General features: G+C 69.2%; 13 protein-coding genes. 4 read left to right on the top strand and 9 right to left on the bottom strand.

Annotated elements, in window-relative coordinates:
• Window positions 1–219: 219 nt before the first annotated feature.
• The 8 genes from ACYVF7_RS10290 to ACYVF7_RS10255 all read right to left on the bottom strand — a co-directional run bounded on the left by ACYVF7_RS10290 (window position 220) and on the right by ACYVF7_RS10255 (window position 11,052).
• Window positions 220–1,932, bottom strand: a complete 1,713-nt coding sequence (locus ACYVF7_RS10290; RefSeq protein WP_460338250.1) for a ThuA domain-containing protein — start codon at window positions 1,930–1,932, stop codon at window positions 220–222.
• Entirely contained in the window at window positions 1,929–5,117 is a 3,189-nt protein-coding gene (locus ACYVF7_RS10285) for a carbohydrate-binding protein (RefSeq protein WP_460338248.1), read from the bottom strand. Before ACYVF7_RS10285 ends, ACYVF7_RS10290 begins: the two co-directional genes overlap by 4 nt.
• A gap of 44 nt (window positions 5,118–5,161) precedes the next feature.
• Window positions 5,162–6,301 carry a Gfo/Idh/MocA family protein gene (locus tag ACYVF7_RS10280; RefSeq protein ID WP_460338246.1) on the bottom strand — a complete coding sequence of 380 codons (1,140 nt, stop codon included), beginning with the start codon at window positions 6,299–6,301 and terminating at the stop codon, window positions 5,162–5,164.
• The gene (locus tag ACYVF7_RS10275; protein WP_460338244.1) at window positions 6,301–7,344 is read right to left on the bottom strand and encodes a substrate-binding domain-containing protein; all 1,044 of its coding nucleotides are present in this window, start codon (window positions 7,342–7,344) and stop codon (window positions 6,301–6,303) included. Before ACYVF7_RS10275 ends, ACYVF7_RS10280 begins: the two co-directional genes overlap by 1 nt.
• Before the next feature lie 70 nt (window positions 7,345–7,414).
• Entirely contained in the window at window positions 7,415–8,386 is a 972-nt protein-coding gene (locus ACYVF7_RS10270; RefSeq protein ID WP_460338242.1) for an ABC transporter permease, read from the bottom strand.
• The gene (locus ACYVF7_RS10265; protein ID WP_460338239.1) at window positions 8,383–9,867 is read right to left on the bottom strand and encodes a sugar ABC transporter ATP-binding protein; all 1,485 of its coding nucleotides are present in this window, start codon (window positions 9,865–9,867) and stop codon (window positions 8,383–8,385) included. Before ACYVF7_RS10265 ends, ACYVF7_RS10270 begins: the two co-directional genes overlap by 4 nt.
• Before the next feature lie 13 nt (window positions 9,868–9,880).
• Window positions 9,881–10,150 carry an ROK family protein gene (locus ACYVF7_RS10260; protein ID WP_460338237.1) on the bottom strand — a complete coding sequence of 90 codons (270 nt, stop codon included), beginning with the start codon at window positions 10,148–10,150 and terminating at the stop codon, window positions 9,881–9,883.
• 41 nt (window positions 10,151–10,191) lie between these two features.
• Window positions 10,192–11,052 (bottom strand): ROK family transcriptional regulator, encoded by an 861-nt coding sequence (locus tag ACYVF7_RS10255; protein WP_460338235.1) that lies wholly within the window; start codon window positions 11,050–11,052, stop codon window positions 10,192–10,194.
• 704 nt (window positions 11,053–11,756) lie between these two features.
• Here ACYVF7_RS10255 and ACYVF7_RS10250 point away from each other — a divergent pair.
• Together ACYVF7_RS10250 and ACYVF7_RS10245 are read left to right on the top strand one after the other, a co-directional pair.
• A complete protein-coding gene (locus ACYVF7_RS10250) occupies window positions 11,757–12,995 on the top strand; it encodes an RNA polymerase sigma factor (protein ID WP_460338233.1) in 1,239 nt (412 codons plus the stop codon).
• On the top strand, window positions 12,992–13,345 hold the full coding sequence (locus tag ACYVF7_RS10245; protein WP_460338231.1) for a CAP domain-containing protein: 354 nt from the start codon (window positions 12,992–12,994) through the stop codon (window positions 13,343–13,345). The genes ACYVF7_RS10250 and ACYVF7_RS10245 overlap by 4 nt, the downstream gene beginning before the upstream one ends.
• 96 nt (window positions 13,346–13,441) lie before the next feature.
• Here the strand turns inward: ACYVF7_RS10245 and ACYVF7_RS10240 are convergent, their stop codons facing one another.
• Window positions 13,442–14,398: a LysR family transcriptional regulator gene (locus ACYVF7_RS10240; RefSeq protein ID WP_460338230.1), complete on the bottom strand. Its 957-nt coding sequence runs from the start codon at window positions 14,396–14,398 to the stop codon at window positions 13,442–13,444.
• Between the two features lie 311 nt (window positions 14,399–14,709).
• Here ACYVF7_RS10240 and ACYVF7_RS10235 point away from each other — a divergent pair, with 311 nt between their 5' ends.
• Both ACYVF7_RS10235 and ACYVF7_RS10230 read left to right on the top strand, forming a co-directional pair.
• Window positions 14,710–15,672 carry a LysR family transcriptional regulator gene (locus ACYVF7_RS10235; protein WP_460338228.1) on the top strand — a complete coding sequence of 321 codons (963 nt, stop codon included), beginning with the start codon at window positions 14,710–14,712 and terminating at the stop codon, window positions 15,670–15,672.
• Between the two features lie 194 nt (window positions 15,673–15,866).
• Window positions 15,867–18,128 carry a M9 family metallopeptidase gene (locus ACYVF7_RS10230; protein ID WP_460338226.1) on the top strand — a complete coding sequence of 754 codons (2,262 nt, stop codon included), beginning with the start codon at window positions 15,867–15,869 and terminating at the stop codon, window positions 18,126–18,128.
• Window positions 18,129–18,277 lie beyond the last annotated feature (149 nt).

Below are 18,277 nucleotides of genomic sequence, written 5' to 3'. Positions count from 1 at the left end.
CGCCACTCCTCTCCTCCGCACATTGAGAGAGCACCCGGCAGCTTCACGATTACGCGCATTCACCGTGGTTCTTCGGCGGCGGCCGGGACCGCCGAACAGGTGATCCAGATGGGTGACCGGGCCGGCCCGGTGACCGGGCCGGCCCGGAAATCGCACCCCACCAGACCCTGGATCAGCCGAAGGCCAACCGCTCGTCGATGGCCTGCACGGTGCGGAGCGTCACCCGGTGGTGGTGGTGTGGGCGAGTGTGAAGTCGTCGACGTCGAGCAGTCCGCCCCCGGATCCGGTGAACACCAGGTAGAGCCGGTGGGTACCGGAGATCGGCTTCAGGGTGGTGGAGACGTCGGTGTAGTTCACCCAGCCGCCGGTGTTCGGCACGGCGACACTGCCCAGCAGCGGGCCGGTGGGCGAGTCGGCGCGCACCTGGATACCGCCGCCCGGCCCGCCGGAGGCGACGCGGGCGGAGAAGCGGCCGACGCCGTCCAGCTTGACGTTGTCGTAGGCGGCCCAGTCTCCGGGATCCACGAAGCCGAGGACCGTGCCGCCGTGCGCTTCGTCGTGGTGGTAGGCCGCGACCCCGCTCTGGCTCGACCAGTTCTCGGCCTGGATCGTGGTGTCCGCGGTGAGCTGCTTGATCCGTACGTTGCGGAACGACACGTGGTCGGCGTCAGAGTGGTTCTGCAGCCCGACGTACCCGCCTGCCAGCCGGTTCGGGTCCTTGCTGACGAAGTCGTTGATCTTCACGCCGTTGAGGTAGACCTGGATGCGCGGCGCGTCGACGACGATCTCGTAGGTGTTCCAGGAGCCCGGCGGGTTGAGCGCGGCGTCGCGGGCCTTCGTGTCGGGCGCCTGGAATCCGTAGATGGAGCCGGTGGTGTGGTCGGGGCTGTCCGTGGCGTCGATCTGGATCTCGTATCCCTTGTTCACCGCCGTCCACGGGTCGCCGCCCGGATCGGGGAAGCCGACGAACACCCCGGAGTTGTCGTCGCCCTGCATCTTCCAGTCGACCTTGAGTGAGTAGTGGTTGGTGAACTGCTTGGCGGAGTGCCACAGCAGCCCCATGCCGCCCTGCGTGCCGAGGGTGGCGTCGGTGTTGGTGAAGCCGCCGGGGCCGGCCTGGGTCCAGCCGGTGAGCGCACCGTTGTAGAGCGGGGTGTATCCCGTCTCGGGGCGGCAGTCGGCCTTGGCCGCCCCGGCGGCGTAGCGGATGCCGCCGAGGATCATGGTGCGGAAGGCCGGGTCGGCGTAGGACTCCTTGGTGTGGCCCATGCCGGTGTACCAGGACCGGCCGCCCTGGAAGCCCTGGCACCAGGTGATCGGGTGGTCTCCCATCCGGTCGGCACCAGGGTCGTAGCTCGACTCATCCAGGGAGGCGAGGACGTGGGCGACGTTCCTCGGATTGGACCGGTAGTTGTACCACTCGTCCGTCCTGGTCCACGGGGTGGACGCCAGGTGCGCGGTGCTGGGGTGGGCACGGTCTTCGGCGACGACCTTGGCCTGCTGGATCGCGGGATGGCTCTTGAACCAGGCGCCGACGAGCCCGCCGTAGAAGGGCCAGTCGTATTCGGTGTCGGCGGCCGCGTGGATGCCCACGAAGCCTCCGCCGTGGCGGATGTAGCCCTCGAAGGCGGCCTGCTCGGTGTCGTTGAGGACGTCGCCGGTCGTGAGGGCGAAGACGACGGCCTTGTACCCGGCGAGGTTGGCCGCGGTGAACTTGGTGTCGTCCTCGGTGGCGTCGACCGTGAAGTCGTTCGCCGCGCCCAGGTCCCGGATCGCCTGGACGGCGGCGGGGATCGAGTCGTGGCGGAAGCCGGCGGTCTTGCTGAACACCAGGACCTTGTAGGCCGGGCCGGCCGCGTGGGCGGGAGTCGAGGCCGGGAGCGTCATGACGGTGGAGATGCCCAGAGTCAGGGCGAGAAGGATTCGTCTCATGGCAGGAACCACTTCTGGGTAGAGCCGGTGGTGCAGTCGCTGATGACCAGCGGGGTGCCGTCCTTGGTGCTGTCGCCGGTGGGGGCGAGGCAGCGTCCGGACTGCGGGTTCTTGAGCGTGCCGTTCGTCTGCGGGAGCCACACCTGAGCCCCGCTGGGGTTGCAGCCGAACAGCTGGACCTTGGTGCCGTTGCCGGTGCCGCCACCGGCGACATCGACACACTTGTCGAGGACGTGGATGTGGCCGTCACCGTACGGCGCCATGTGCTGGGCGACCGTCCCGTTGCAGGTGAAGAGCTGGATGGCGGTGTGGTCATTGCCGTTGGCGCCGGCCACGTCGGCGCACTTGGCGTCGGCTCCGACGATCTGGCCGGGGCCGGTCGACCGGTCGAGGGTGAACTCGTCCACGTCGAACAGAGCGCCGCTGCCGCCCTTGAACACCAGCGTCAGGCCCGAGGCCTGACCGGCCGACAGCCGCGTCGTCACCTCCTGGAACTTCTCCCAGCTCCCGGTAACCGGGACGGCGACGGAGCCGAGGACCGGCCCGGTGGCCGATCCGGCGTGGACCTCGATCGTCCCGCCTGCTCCCGCGGAGGAGACCCGAGCGCTGAAGGCGGTGACGTTGCCGAGCTGCGTCCCGGAGAAGGAGATCCAGTCACCGTTGTCGATGAAGCCCACCGTCTTGCCGCCGTCCGCGGGAGCGTGGTCGGCGAGTTGGACACCCGACTGGGAGGTGAAGGTCTCGGCCTGGACGAGCGGGGTGAAGCCGAACTCGTCCACGTCGAACAGCGCCCCGCTGCCGCCCTTGAAGACCAGGTACAGCTTGGTCGGACCGAGCGGCTGGTTGGACAGTGCCGTCGAGACGGTCGTGAAGTTCTCCCAGCCTCCGGTCACCGGCACCTTCACCGAACCCATGAGCGTGCCGGTCGGTGATCCGGCGCGGACCTCGATGGTCCCGCCGGCGCTGGCCGAAGAGACACGGGCGCTGAACACCGACGAGTCCACGGTGTAGGGGTCGAACTCGATCCAGTCGCCGTTGTCGATGTCGCCTACGGTCCGGCCGCCCTCGGCGCCGTTGTGGTTGATCTGGTTGACGCCGCTGGAGTCCTTGTAGAACTCAGCCTGCCTGGTGCGCGGCTCCAGGATGCGCTTGGCATGGGTCGTCAGGGCGGGCTGGCCGTTGGCGCCCTTGTCGGTGTACTCGACGTCGAAGACGCCGTAGGTGTTGGCGTCGGAGGCGTGCTCGCCGTCGACCTCGGTCTGGATGACGCCCGAGCAGCCGTGCTGGTCGGTCATCGGATGCCCGTGCGTGTCGTGGCCGAGGATGTAGTGCATCGTCACCTTGGAGCAGTCGACCGTGCCGTCCTCGGGGTCGGTGACGGTGACGTGCCAGGGGACCGCGTCGCCGAAGGAGAACAGCCGGCCGTCCGGCGGAGTGTTGAGCGTGACCGTCGGCGCGGTGTTGCCCACGGTGATGAGCACGCTCGCGGTGCCGGTGTTGCCGTGGCTGTCGGTGACGGTGAGTTTGGCGGTGTACTGGCCGTTCGCGGTGTAGGTGTGCGACGGGTTGGTGGCCGTGGAGGTGCCGCCGTCGCCGAAGTTCCACACGTACTTGATCGGGTCGCCGTCCGGGTCGGAGCTGCCCGCCGAGGAGAAGGTCACCGACAGCGGCGCCTTGCCGGAGGTCTTGTCGGCCGAGGCGGCGGCGACGGGCGCACGCCCGTTGGCCCCGATGTGGTCGATCCGGTAGAGCGCGGAGTTGGCGTCACCGCCGAAGCTGCCGGTGCCGTAGTCCAGCACGTACAGGCTGCCGTCCGGGCCGAAGGCCATGTCCATCACCTGGGTGCCCTTCCAGGGGAAGGTGGTGTCGATGGCACCGGGCGAGCCGTCGGGCTTGACCTCGACGGGGCGGATCCACCTGCGGCCGTACTCGCCGAGGAAGACCTTCCCGTCGTAGTCCGCGGGGAACTTCGTCGGCGAGGTCGAGGCGGCGTCGTAGTGGTAGACCGGGCCGCCCATGGGCGACTCCGAGCCACACCCGAACTCGGGGACCGAGCAGTTGTCGTACTTGATCCAGGCCGGTTTCGGCGCCGGGAGGTTGCTGATTCCGGTGTTGTTCGGCGAGTCGTTGACCGGCCCGTTCTTGCAGTCGTACTTGTCACCGGACTTGCCGGTGGCGAAGTCGTAGTGGTTGTAGGTCTCGTCGGTGGTGTTGGTGCCGGTGCAGTACGGCCACCCGTAGAAGCCCGGCCCGGTGACCCGGTCGAACTCCACTTGGCCGCCGGGGCCGCGCGTGGGGTTGGTCGAGCCGGCGTCCGGTCCGTAGTCGCCGATGTAGACCGCGCCGGTCTTGCGGTCCACCGACATGCGGAAGGGGTTGCGGAAGCCCATGGCGTAGATCTCCGGCCGCGTCTTCGCGGTCCCGGGCGCGAACATGTTGCCGGACGGGCTGCTGTAGCTCCCGTCGGCGTTGACCTTGATGCGCAGCAGCTTGCCGCGCAGGTCGTCGCTGTTGGCGGCGGTCCGCTGGGCGTCGAAGGCCGGGTTGCGGCTCGATCGGGTGTCCAGCGGCGAATAGCCGTCGGAGGCGAACGGGTTGCTGTCGTCGCCGGTGGTCATCAGCAGGTTGCCGGCGGCGTCGAAGTCGATGTCGCCGCCGACGTGGCAGCAGATGCCTCGGGTGGTGGGCACTTGAAGGATCTTCTGCTCGCTGGACAGGTCGAGCGTCCCGTCGGTGCCCAGTTTGAACCGCGAGAGCTGGTTGTAGCCCTTGTACGGTGCGAAGTCCGCTGCGGTGCCGTCGTTCGGCGCGTCGCCGGACGGCGTGTCCAGCGGCGGGGCGTAGTAGGCGTAGATCCACCGGTTGGTGGCGAAGGCGGGGTCGGCCGCGATGCCCTGCAGTCCCTCCTCGTCGTGGGAGTAGACCGGGATCTTCGCGGCGACCTTGGTGGTGCCGCTCGCGTCGGTGTAGAACAACCTGCCGTCGCGCGAGGAGTGGACCACCGAGCGGTCCGGCAGGACGGCCAGGGACATCGGCTCCCCGGCCTGGTCCACGCCCTTGGCCAGGGTGACCTGCTGGAACTCCGAGGCGGGTGCGGCGGCGGCGACATGGACGGACGAGGGCAGGGCGAACATGGTGGCGATCAGCGCGGCGATCACGCTGATCGCGAGTAGGGGATGACGCATGACACTCCTAGCGGGTGTCAGGGGATTGGTGAGTAGGGGGTGTGTCAGGAGGTTGCGACGGACTCCCAGCAGCCGGCCTTGGCGCTGGCCTCGACCGCCGCGAGAACTCGCTGGATGTGCAGACCGTCGGCGAACGACGGCTGCGGATCGGCTCCCTTGCCGATCGCTTCAAGGAAGTCCTTCACCTCGTGAGTGAAGGTGTGGTCGTAGCCCAGGAGGTGTCCGGGCGGCCACCAGGCACCGGAGTACGGGTGTCCGGGTTCGGTGACGAGGATCCGGCGGAATCCGGCTTCGGCCGGGTCCTCGGTGTTGTCGTAGAAGTGGAGCTCGTTCAGCGATTCCAGGTCGAAGGACAGGCTGCCGAGCGTGCCGTTGATCTCGAAGCGCAGGCCGTTCTTGCGGCCCGTGGCGAACCGCGTGGCCTCGAAGGACGCCACGCAACCGCCGGTGAGCCGGCCGAGGAACAGCGCCGCGTCGTCCACGGTGACCTCGCCGAAGCCGGCGCCGTCGGCGAGCGGACGTTCGCGGACGAAGGTCTCCAGCAGCGCCGAGACCTCGGTCAGCCGCTCCCCCGTGACGTACTGGACGGTGTCGATGATGTGCGCGGCGATGTCACCGAGGGCGCCGGAGCCGGCCCGGTCCTTGCGCAGGCGCCACACCAGCGGGTGCCGCGGGTCGACCAGCCAGTCCTGCAGGTACTGCGCCCGTACGTGACGCAGCCGGCCGAGCCGACCGTCGGCGATCATCTGCTGCGCGAGGCTGACGGCCGGGACGCGCCGGTAGTTGAAGCCGACCATCGAGCGGACGCCGCGGGCGCGGGCCCGCTCGGCGGCATCGGCCATCTCGGTCGCCTCCGCCACCGAGTTGGCCAGCGGCTTCTCGCACAGCACGTGCTTGCCGGCGTCCAGCGCCGCGATCGCGATCTCCGCGTGGGTGTCTCCCGGGGTGCAGATATCGACGATCTGGACGTCGTCACGCTCGATCAGCCGTCGCCAGTCCGTCTCGACCGAGCCGAAGCCGAGTCGCGCCGCAGCGGCCGCGGCCTGCTCGGCGTCCCGCCCGCACAACACCGCCGGCGTGGGTGTCACCGGCAGGTCGAAGAAGGCCGCGACGTTGCGCCAGGCGTGGGAATGGACGCGGCCCATGAAGGCGTAGCCGACCAGGCCGACCCCGAGTGTCGTCATCAGGCGAACCCCACGACCATGTAGTCGTCCACGTTGTCCTTGGTGACGACCGCCGAGTAGGTCGTCACCTGCGCCGGGATCTCGTGCTCGACCATGTCGGCCAGGCCTCGTCCCTGCCCGAGCAGCCGGGCGAGCGATATCGCCGACGCCGCCATGCTCGGGCTGTACAGGACGGTGGCCTTCAGCGGCGTGTTGTCGGTCTTGATCGCCGTCATCGCGTTGCGCGATCCCGCTCCCCCGACCATGAGGAACTCCTTGTCCCGTCCGGCCTGCCGGATCGCGGCCAGGACCCCGATGCCCTGGTCGTCGTCGTGATTCCAGAGCGCGTCGATCTTCTTGTTGGCCTGCAGCAGCGCCGAGGTGACCTTCTGGCCGGTCTCGGCGGTGAAGTCGGCGGCCTGCCGGGCGGTGACGGACAGGCCGTGGGCGGCCAGTGCCGCCTTGAAACCGGCGCTGCGGTCCTGGGTGAGCTGGAGGTTGTCCAGCCCGGCCACCTCGACGATCACCGGTTTGGACACGCCCTTGGCCACCATCTGCTTGGCGATGAAGTTGCCGGCGCTGACGCCCATGCCGTGGTTGTCGCCCTTGATCAGAGTCCGGTAGGCCAGCGGATCGGCGAACTCGCGGTCGAGGTTCACCACCGGGATACCGGCCGCCATGGCCTTCTTGGCGATCTCGGTGAGCGCCTTGCCGTCGAACGGCAGGATGACCAGAACGCCGACCTTGGCGTCGATCATCGTTTGGACCTGCTGGATCTGCTGGTTGACGTCGTTGGTGCCCTCCGTGGCCTTGAGCGTGACGTCGGAGTAGCGGCCGGCCTGCGTCTTGGCGTTCTGGGTGATGGCCGCGACCCAGCCGTGGTTGGCGGCGGGCGCGGTGAAGCCGATCGTCACGTGCTTGCCGGGGGAGGCCGGATTCTGCGTCTGCTGATCGGCCGTGTTCTTCGACTCGGCGGGGCTGTTGCTGGTGCAGGCTGCCGCGAGCGCGCCGGCTCCGGCCACGGCTCCGCCGATCAGGAGCCGGCGGCGGTCGAGTACGGACATGATTGGGCCCTTCTAGGGTGATTTCGGGCGTGCTGAACACAGGTGGCGGCGCCACCAGGGGTGATAGGGGTCAGGTGGTCCGGCGGTTCCAGCGCTGGATGAGCAGGACGACAGCGATGATCGCGCCCTTGGCGATCTCCTGGATGGGCTGCTGGAGGTCGGCGAGGATGAACAGATCCTGGATCGTGGTGAAGACCAGGACCCCGAGGATCGACCCGGCGATCGAGCCAGATCCGCCGGTGAGCAGGGTGCCCCCGATGACGACCGCGGCGATCGCGTCCAGCTCGTACAGCGTGCCGTGGGTGCTGGACCCGGTGTTCGCCTGGGACGTCAGCATGATGGCCGCGATACCGCAGCACAGGCCGGAGATGACGTACAGCAGCAGCGTGTGCCGCCGCACGTCGATGCCGGCGAGGCGGGCCGCCTCACGGTTGCCGCCGACGGCGAAGGTACGGCGTCCGAAGGTCGTCCGGTTGAGCACGAGCCAGCCCGCGACGACCACGGCCAAGAACAGGTAGACCAGCAGCGGTACGCCGAGAACGCGGTCGTAGGCGAGCTTCAGGAACGTGGCGTCCGTGACGATCTGCGAGTGCCGATCGGAGATCTGCTCCGCGAGACCCCGCGCGGCGACCATCGCCGCCAGCGTCACGATGAACGGCACCAGCCCGCCGTAGGCGATGAGCAGTCCGTTGACCAGGCCGCAGGCGACGCCGACCACGATCGCGGCGAACGCCATCCCGGCCCAGCCGTACGACTGCGTGGCGACCGTGGTCGCCCAGATCGACGACAGCGCCATGATCGCGCCGACCGACAGATCGATGCCGCCCCCGATGATCACGAAGGTCATGCCGACCGTCACCACGCCGATCTCCGAGGCGAGCGTCAGGATCGTGACCATATTGCTCGTGGTCGGAAAGGTGTCCGGTTTCAACACGGTGCCGAGCACGAACAGCACCGCCAGCGCACCGACCAGCGGGACGTGCCGCAGGTCCCGCGACCGAAGACTCACCGGGGCCGCCGGGGCCTTGACGATCGTTCTCACAGGACGCTCCCTTCCATGATCATGTCGAGGACGCGGTGTTCTTCCAGCTCGGCCGCGCCGTGTTCGGCGATGACACGGCCGTCGCGGACGACGAGCACCCGATCCGCCAGGCCGAGCACCTCGGGGATCTCGCTGGACACCAGCAGCACGGCAAGACCCTCTTCGGCCAAGCCCCTGATCTGGCCGTAGATCTCGCTCCGTGCCCCGACGTCCACTCCGCGGGTCGGTTCGTCCAGCAGCAGCACCCGGCATCCGCGCAGCAGCCAGCGGCCGAGGATGGCCTTCTGCTGGTTTCCGCCCGACAGGGTCCGGATGGGGCGGTGCGGATCGGGCGGCCGTAGGTCCAGGGCGCGGATCTGCTCGGCAGCCTCGGCGTGCTCGCGGCGGCGGTCGTGCCAGCCGTACCGCGAATAGCGCCCCAGGGAGGCGAGTGAGATGTTGCGGGCGACGCTCTCCAGCATCAGCAGGCCCTGGCTCTTGCGCTCCTCGGGCGCCAGGCCCATCCCGGCGGCGACCGCCGCACGCGTCCCGCCCCGGGCAGGCCGGACGTCGTCGACCAGGACCCGGCCGGCCGTACGCCGACGGGCGCCGTAGATCGTCTCGAGGATCTCCGAGCGGCCGGAGCCGACCAGCCCGGCAAGTCCGACGATCTCCCCCGCCCGCACCTCGAACGAGAGCGGCTCGAAGTGCCCGGCCAGGGCGAGGCCGTCCACCCGCAGGACGGCCTTCCCCGGCGTGCCTCGCCGCGGCGGGAAGACCTGGTCGACCGAACGGCCGGTCATCAGCGGGACGATCGTCGCGGTGGCGGTGTCGGCGGGCAGTCCCCTGGCCACGGTACGGCCGTCCTTGAGCACGGTGATGCGGTCGCCGATCTGCCGGATCTCGTCGAGACGATGGGTAATGAAGACCACGCTCACCCCCGACGCCGTGAGCTCACCGATGATCCGGAACAGGTTCGCCACCTCGTCGTGCGCCAAGGCGGCCGACGGCTCGTCCATGACGATCAGCCGCGCGTCGTACGACAGCGCCCGCGCGATGCTCACGACCTGCTTGGCCGCCGGGGACAGGCGCCCCACCAGCGTCGCCGGCGAGATCTCGGCGTGGCCCAGCCTGGCCAGCAGCTGCTCCGTAAGGCGCCTCGCCTCCCGCCGTCCGGGCTCGTGGCCGAGGAAGACGTTCTCGGCGACGCTCAGCCCGTCCACCAGGTCGAGCTCCTGATAGATGGTGGCGATCCCATGGCGCGTGGCCGCGGTCGGGTTGGGGAACCGCACCGGCTCCCCGGCAAGGACGATCTCTCCCTCGTCGGGCCGGTGCGCACCCGACAGCACCTTGATGAGAGTGGACTTGCCGGCGCCGTTCTGGCCGAGCAGGCAGTGCACCTCGCCGGAGAGCACCTCGAGGTCGACGCCGTCGAGCGCCCGGACCCCCGGGAACGTCTTCACGATGCCGCGCACGGCGAGCAGCGGGGACGGTGTCCGCAACGGAACCTCCGGGTCAGTGGGAGAAGACATGTGAGCTGATCAACTTGGCCGCCCCCACGACCCCGCAGGTGTCCCCGAGCTCGGCGAGCGTGATCGGCAGATTCCCGGTGGCCAGCGGCAGCGACCGGCGATAGATCACGCTGCGGATCTCGGCGAGCAGCACGTGGCCCAGGCCGGCCAGACCACCCGCGATCACCACCAGGCCGGGGTTGAAGAAGCTGACCAGGCCCGCGAGGACCTGACCGACCCGTCGCCCGCCGTCGCGGATGATCGCGATCGCCACGGCGTCACCCGCCGCGGCGGCCGCGCCGACGTCCTCGGCGGTCAGCCGGCCTGGGCCAAGCGCTCGGCGAGATGGCCGGACGCTCCCGAGCGGGCCGCCTCCTCGGCCTGGCGGGCGAGCGCCGCGCCGCCGAAGTAGGCCTCGAGGCAGCCGGTGTTGCCGCACGAGCAGGTCGGGCCGTCGTCGTTCACCCGGATGTGGCCGATGTCGCCCGCGCAGCCGGAGACTCCGCGGTAGATCTCACCGTCGACGACGATGCCGCACCCGATGCCCGTTCCGATCTTGACGAGCAGGAAGTCGTCGACCGTCTTGGCCACCCCGGCGTGCATCTCTCCGAGCGCCATGATGTTGACGTCGTTGTCGATGAGCGCCGGGCAGCCGAGTTGCTGGGCGAGCACGTCCCGGACCGGATACCGGTCCCAGCCCGGCATTATCGGTGGGGCGACCGGGAAACCGTCGCGGAAGCTCACCGGGCCCGGCACTCCCACCCCGACCCCGTGCAGTTCGGTCGCGATCCCCCGCGAGCGCAGCTTGCCCAGCGCTTCCAGCGCCACCGACAGCACCGCGTCGGGCCCGTCCCGCACGTCGCACGGCTCCGCCGCGTGCGCCAGGATCTCCAGATCGCCCCCGGTGACGGCGACGTCCACGGACGTGGCGCCGATGTCGATGGCCGCGAACCGCAGACGCTGCGACAGGCGCACCACCCCGGCCCGGCGCCCCCCGCGCGAGGCCGCCAGACCCGCTTCCTCGATCAGCCCGAGCTCGGTGAGCCGCCCTACCTCCACCGCGAGCTTGGATCGCGACAGCTCCACGACGTCACCCAGCTCGGCCCGGCTCCGCGGACCGTCCTGTAGCAGATGCAGGAGACGCGCCTGATGAGCGTTCTCCGGTCTCAGCGCCACGCGCTTCACTCCGCCCTCCCTGAGGAAACCGACTTCTGCCCGGAAATTACATACTTCTCCGTCCGAGCGGAAGACTTCTGCTGCGAATTCTCTAATCTTTTTCCACGGAGAGGACAAACTGTTTTCGGGCACGCGAAAGCGAACTCTGATAATCGGCCAGGCGCCGTTAAATCCACCACCGCATTGCGTTCAAGAACATCTAGAACAATGACGGTGCACTAAAGCTGATCAGCTATCCGACCAGCCCAAACGAGTAAAGATCTTCAGCGGCGTATTCGATGGCCCGCCTTTCCTGCGGTAGGCCGACCCGCCTCCTCCACCAGAACTGGACGGCCGCGCCGCAGGGCGGCCTGGCCGACTACCGCGTCGTGATGGACGTGCGCGGCCCGGCCGACGGCCGTAACCGCAATGGCCACTTGTCTCGGCCTCACCGCTGCCCGCCTCTCGGGAAATCTCCGACACTGTGAAGACCCCGCTCGCGGCGGCGGATAACAGGAACTGGGCGACACGGTCCAGGACCGTCGACGACCTGCGGTATCGCAACGCGGACGACAGGTAGAGGCGGGCGGCCGACCTCCGGAGCACGATCACTCCCGCCCGCGCGCCCACAGATGGCCGCAAAAAGTTCTGAATTTCGTGTAATCAGCGGCACGCCGCAGGGTCTTCCAGAAGAGGTCGAACGGATCGGCCCGTGAGGAGGACGGATGCCCGCGGACGTCAGCGATGATCTGGTCGCGGCGGCGCAGGCCGGCGACCGGGAGGCCCGGGAACGGCTGGCCTCCGCTTGCCTGCCGCTCGTCTACAACATCATCGGCCGGGCCCTCGGTGGCCACGCCGACGTCGATGACCTGGTGCAGGAGACGCTGCTGCGGGTCATGAACGGCCTCGGGGGCCTTCGGGATCCGTCACGTTTCCGGTCCTGGCTGGTGACCGTCGCCATGAACGAGGTACGGCGGCGCTGGTCGGCGAACCAGAAACGACCCGTCGTCGACCTCGAGGCCGTATACGACGTACCCGACCCCGCCGCCGACTTCGTCGAGCTGACCATCCTGCGGCTGGGCCTGTCCGGGCAGCGCCGGGAGATCGCGGAGGCGACGCGATGGCTGGACTCGGAAGACCGCGAACTGCTCGCGCTGTGGTGGCTGGAGGCGGCGGGACAACTCACCCGACCGGAGTTGGCCGCGGCGCTGGGATCCCCGGCCGGGCACGTCGCCGTACGGGTCCAGCGGATGAAGGAACGACTGGACTCCGGGCGCACCATCGTCCGGGCGCTGGGCGCGGAGCCACGGTGTGCGGAACTGTCCGAGCTGATCGCCGGATGGGACGGCCGCCCCACGTCCGTCTGGCGCAAACGGATCGCGCGGCACGTCAGAGACTGCCGGACCTGTTCAGAACACCGGAAGGGTCTCGTACCCGCCGAAGCGCTGCTCGCGGGCCTGGCCCTGGTGCCGCCACCTCCGCACATCGGCTCCGCGCTTCTCCATCTCGGGTCCACGTCACTCCACGCCGGCTCCGCGTCGGCTCACACCGGCTCGGCGTCACTCCGGGCAGGCTCCGGGTCCCGCCACACCGGCGCGCACGCCGCCGCCGGGAGACATCGCCGGATGCGGCGCCTCGGGCCCGGCCGGGCACCGACCGCGATCGTCGGAGCGGCCGCGGCGGCGATCGCCGCGTTCCTCATCTGGTCGATCCCTCACTCACTGGATTTCGAAACGGCGGCGAAGCCGGACGCGGCCAGGCCGACCGCCCGGAGCAGGCCGACCGTCACCGCGGGCCCGACCGCCATGACCAGGACATCCGCTCCGGCACGCCCACATCGCGCGCCGTCGACGGTCCAAGGCTCGGTCACGCGCACCCACCGGCCGGCCGTACCCGCCACCCGACCACGCCTCCCGCCAGTGCCGCACCGGGCGGCATCGAGCAGCAGGTCGTCGGCCTCGTGAACGCGCAGCGGGCCAAGAACGGCTGCGGTCCGCTGCACGTCGACGGCAGACTCCACACCGCGGCGCAGAAGCACTCCGACGACATGGCCGCCCGCCACTTCTTCGACCACACCAACCCCGACGGCAAGGGCCCCGGCGACCGCATCACGGCGGCGGGCTACCAATGGAGCGGGTGGGCGGAGAACATCGCCGCCGGCCAGCAGAACCCGGCGGACGTGATGAACAGCTGGATGAACAGTCCCGGCCACCGGGCCAACATCCTCAACTGCGGATACAAGGACATCGGCGTCGGCGTCGCGTACGGCAGCGGCGGACCCTGGTGGACGCAGGACTTCGCCACACCGCAGTGACCCGACGGTTGCCGTCCTGTCGCGCGGGCGGGCGCCCCTGGCCGACGAGTCGTCGGGACGGGTGCCGGCGCTCGGGCCGGCGTCCGCCGACTCGGGTCAGACCAGCGGATGGATCTCCGGGTGGGCCTCCCACCAGCGCTGGAAGATCGGATTGTCGGTCACGTGGTCCGTGTAGGCCCGGGCCAGGCTCCGATAGAGCGCGGCGGCCGTGCCGTCACTCAGCCGGTCGCGGCGCCAGGCGACGATCAGCCGTCCGACCTGCGGATCGCCGGCCAGCGGGCGGACGACGGTGCCGGGCTGGGCGGGCCAGGTCGGGTCGACCAGTCGCACTCCGTACCCCGGCGCGACCAGTGGCTGCGCCCCGCCGCTCGGCGCGTCATACCGCACCTTGGGCTCGAAGCCGGCCGTTCGGCAGGTCGAGCGCAGCGCCGCGAGCGAGCCGTCGTCGGCGCCCGGGGGGCTGATCCAGTACTCGCCCTCCAGGTCGGCCAGCTCGATCTCCGCGCGCTCGGCGAGCGGGTGGGCGGCCGAGAGCGCGACGAAGATCGGGTATCTGGGCACGAGCGTGCGGTTCGCGATCGGCGGCGCCATCGGAATGCCATAGCCCTCGATAACGCCGATGAGCGCCGCGTCCAGATCGCCGTGGGTGAGCCCGTCGGTCAGCAGCGCGGCCGACGGCTCAATGCGCAGGGACATCTCTACCTCCGGCAGTTCCTCCGCGACCCGGGGGATGAGGCTGGCGACGCAGGCCACGTGGATGGAGCCGAGCCGGATGCTCCGCGACTGCCCGGCGAGGCCGGACAGATCGCCGAACAGGGCGCTCATCTCCGACAGGACGATCCGGGCGCGGGAGATGACCTGACGTCCCAGCGGGGTCGGCTCCGTCCCGCTGCGCGTCCGCACGAAGAGCGCACCGCCGAGGAGCTCTTCGATCCGCTGGAGCTGGTTCGTCATGGCGGGCTGCGACAGTCCCATCCGGGCGGCGGCCCGTGTGAGGCTACCTGTCTCCGCGATCGCACAGATGATGCGCAGATGCCGGATATCAAGTTCCATGACTGAGGATTATCCGACAGGTTATGGCCGACCGCCGATCTCCGCGTCGACATGGCCTTTCAGTGATTGCGCGGTCGCTATACGCGCCAAAAGTCCGGCACACACATAACCCAGATTTATGTACGGGCTTATGACCGGCGACTTTCCCTCGCGTTCACACTTCGGACACGCGACAGGCGAAGCCTCCGGTCTTTCTGAGGTGGGCGGTCCGCAGGGGGTTCATCGGCGACCCGACCGTCCGGCCTCCGGCCGATCATCCCGTCGCTTCGGCCCTCGGACCCGCATCGGCTGATACACGACCAGGAGTATCGATGGAACATCTGGAACTTCGTCATCTGCGGATGCTGTGTGCGATCGCCGACACCGGCGGCCTGGGCAGGGCGGCGACGCTGCTGGGCTACTCTCAGCCAGCGGTCAGCGCCCAGCTGGGGCGGATCGAGGGTTTCCTCGGTGAGCCGCTGTTCACCCGCAGCAAGACAGGGATGGCGCCGACGGCCTTCGGCATGGAGGTCGTAGCACGGGCTCGCGACGTGCTCGCGCGCGCGAAGGCCATCGAACGCCGCTCAGCCGGCACGGTCTTCGCCGCCGGTCAGGTCCTGAGACTCGCGGCGACCAACACCCCGATCCTGCCCGGAACGGTCGCCCGGATCCGTACCGCGCTGCCGGATCTGACACTGACCATCTCGAGCGTCTATGCGTCTTCGCAGATCGTCGAGCTCCTGGAGGACGACAAGCTGGATGCCGCCATCGGGGTGGACTATCCAGGGCTTGGGTTGCGGCACTCCGATGCCGTCGCGCAGCGCGCGATCACCACCGAGCCCGCATTCGTGGCGTTGCCCGCCGGCCACCGGCTGGCCGATCGGCCGGAGGTATCGCTCACGGAGTTGGCCGATGACGCCTGGTTCCTGACTCCCGACGACGGCGCCGGGTGGCCCGGGGTGTTCTACACCGCCTGCCAGGCCGCCGGGTTCAGCCCGGTCACCGTGCACGAGTTCCTCGGCGACAGGCTCCAGCTACAGAGCATGATCGCGGGCGGCGAAGGCGTGTCGATCGTGCAGGCGACGTTCCCGCCCGCCGACGGCGTACTCATCAAACCCCTGACCGGAACGCCGGTGTGGCACCGGTACCTGCTGGCCTGGCGGGCGAAGGGCGTCCGCGACAAAGTGGTCGAGACGGTCCACCAGGCCGCGACCGCCGCCTATCGCGACCTCATCACCGACTCGCCGCACTTCCGGGCGTGGGCGACACAGACCAGCCGCCTATGTGCGAGTTAGGGCCGGCGCAGGCCGCCCCTACCCTGGCCCGATTCAAGCCGCCATCGCCGGTTCGGCGGGCTGCGACATGTTATGACCTGCCGCAAAATGTCTTATGACATGTGATATTGCACATAGCGATGTGGCTTGGGAAGTTCGGTGGAACGCCTCGTCACCCCCGCCTGAGGCGCAGACACCCCGAGGGAGCAGCAACAATGCGCCACCGAACCCCCCGGCCTTCCCGAACCTCCGTCGTCAGATTCCTGGCCGTCACCCTGATCGCCGGTCTTCTGGCCGCTCTGACCGGCCATGGGATGGCGTCCGCCGTGACCGCCGCCGAGACGCCTCATGCGTCGTCGGCGCCACCGGTGTCGAGGCCGGCCGACCTGCTCGGCACCGCCTCAGAGCGCGACGCCGTACGAGCCAAGCCGCTGACCGCCGCCCAGCAGCCTCCGGCCAGGCTCCAGCCGTCGAAGAAGCGCCCGCCGTCGGCGAGGCCGAAGACCGCCGCGCAGTCGTGCACCCCGGCCGACTTCGGTCGCCGGAGCGGATCCGCGCTGGCCGACTACGTCCGAGCCTCGACCCACGACTGCATCAACACCCTGTTCGGCATCACCGGCACCGACGCCCACGACGTGTTCCGTCAGGCCCAGATGGTCGCCGTCGCCAACGCCTTCCAGGCCTACTCGAGGACCTATCCCGGCGACGACTCCACTGGCGTGGACGAGCTCATCTATTTCATGTGGGCCGGCTACTACGTCCAGGAGAACAACGCCTCCGCGGTCGGCCCCTACGACTCGACCTTGACGGCAGCGGTGCAGACCGGTCTGGACGCCTTCTTCGCCGGCTCGCACTCCATGGACGTAAGCTCCGGCAACGGCGCCGTCCTGGGTGATGCCGTCATCCTCACCGACAGCGCCAACCTGCAGGGCCGCTACCTCGGTGTCTACAAGCGGATCCTGAACGCCTACAACAGTTCCTGGGACGCCGTGGGGAACATGGACAACGCTCTCAACAGCGTCTACACCCCGCTGTGGCGCGGAAACTGGAACCCGGACTTCGTCGCCGCGGTCACGGCCGACCCCAGCGTCATCGACACCCTGTACGCCTTCGCCCGCTATCACCTGAGCCTGCTGGGCGGGCCCAACGACGTCCTGGACTCCAACGCCGGCAACGACCTGGCCCGTCTCGTCGAGCACACCGCTCTCCATGCCAAGGTACGACCGCTGGCCAAGAGCCTGCTCGGCCTCGCCGCGATCACCGGCCCGACCGCCTCGCTGTGGGTCCACGTCGCCTACCAGGCCAACTCCTTCGACCAGGGGCAGTGCTCCTACTACGGCGTCTGCGACCTGACCGCCGAACTCACCGCCGCGTCGCTTCCGCACACCTCCACCTGCGATTCGCAGGGCATCTCGCGCACCATCCTGGCGCAGGCGCTGTCGGCCGCCGACATGGCCGCCGTCTGCACGAGCCTGCGCGGCCAGGACCCCTACTACCACGGCCTGGTCAGGGACAACGGCCCGATCCCCGGCCAGTATGAGACCAATGTCCGGCTCGCGGTGTTCGCTACCAAGGCCGACTATGCGACCTACTCTTGGGCGATCTTCGGCAACAGCACCGACAACGGCGGCGAAACGCTGACCGGGAACATCACCGACCCCAACAACAAGCCGGTTTCCGTCATGTACCAGAAGCCCGGCGACGACGGCTTCGTGGCCCGGGTCTGGAACCTCAACCACGAATACACGCACCTGCTCCAGTCCATCTACGACATGAAGGGCACCTTCGAGCAGCAGACCGTGCATCCCGACATCTGGTGGGTCGAGGGCCAGGCCGAGTACGTCTCGTACAGCTACCGCGGCATCACCGACACCGAGGCGGTCACCGAGGCGGCCAAGCACACCTACAAACTGAGCACCCTGTGGCAGACCACGTACGGTGACATCACCCGCACCTACCCCTGGGGTTACCTCGCCGCCCGCTACATGTTCGAGAAGCACCCCGCCGACATCTACGCCATGCTGGCCCACTTCAGGACCGGCGACTACGACGGCGGCTACGCCGTCTACAACACCGGCATCGGCACCCGCTACGACGCCGACTTCGACAGCTGGCTCAACACGATCGCCGGCGGCACCAACCCGCCGGGCGGCTGCCCCTCCACCGACACCCGTGCGCTGGGCCAGAACTGCACCCGATCGAACCAGTCGGCGGCCACCGGCCAACTGAACTACTTCTACATCTACCTACCGGCCGGAACCGTGACCCTGCACATCACCGCCACCGGCGGCACCGGCAACGCCGACCTCTACTACAACGCCGCCGGCTGGGCGACCCCCACCGCCTACACCGCCAAGTCGACCAACCCGGACAACACCGAAAGCATCACCGTCACCAACACCGCCGCCGGATACCGCTACATCAGCCTCTACGCGGCCACCGCGTACAGCGGCGTCTCCGTCACCACGACCTACTGACCCCGGCCACCACCAGCGGCGCCTGATGCCCGAGCAGGGCCACCGGGTCCCGCAAGGACGATGAGGGGAGGCCGTGCACACGACGGCCGGACGGCGCCGTACTCCGACGGCGCCGTCCGGCCGGCGCCGGCCGCGCCTTGGGCGCGGTC

The organism is Actinoallomurus acanthiterrae (genome assembly GCF_054775715.1).
Note: the sequence above shows the minus strand (reverse complement) of the source record. Positions and strands in the feature narration are given on the sequence as shown.

Excerpts from the sequence above, each read along its gene's own strand:
- ACYVF7_RS10290 (WP_460338250.1), bottom strand. The coding sequence starts at position 1,932 with ATGAGACGAATCCTTCTCGCCCTGACTCTGGGCATCTCCACCGTCATG.
- ACYVF7_RS10230 (WP_460338226.1), top strand. The coding sequence starts at position 15,867 with ATGCGCCACCGAACCCCCCGGCCTTCCCGAACCTCCGTCGTCAGATTC.
- ACYVF7_RS10285 (WP_460338248.1), bottom strand. The coding sequence starts at position 5,117 with ATGCGTCATCCCCTACTCGCGATCAGCGTGATCGCCGCGCTGATCGCC.
- ACYVF7_RS10280 (WP_460338246.1), bottom strand. The coding sequence starts at position 6,301 with ATGACGACACTCGGGGTCGGCCTGGTCGGCTACGCCTTCATGGGCCGC.
- ACYVF7_RS10275 (WP_460338244.1), bottom strand. The coding sequence starts at position 7,344 with ATGTCCGTACTCGACCGCCGCCGGCTCCTGATCGGCGGAGCCGTGGCC.
- ACYVF7_RS10250 (WP_460338233.1), top strand. The coding sequence starts at position 11,757 with ATGCCCGCGGACGTCAGCGATGATCTGGTCGCGGCGGCGCAGGCCGGC.
- ACYVF7_RS10240 (WP_460338230.1), bottom strand. The coding sequence starts at position 14,398 with ATGGAACTTGATATCCGGCATCTGCGCATCATCTGTGCGATCGCGGAG.
- ACYVF7_RS10235 (WP_460338228.1), top strand. The coding sequence starts at position 14,710 with ATGGAACATCTGGAACTTCGTCATCTGCGGATGCTGTGTGCGATCGCC.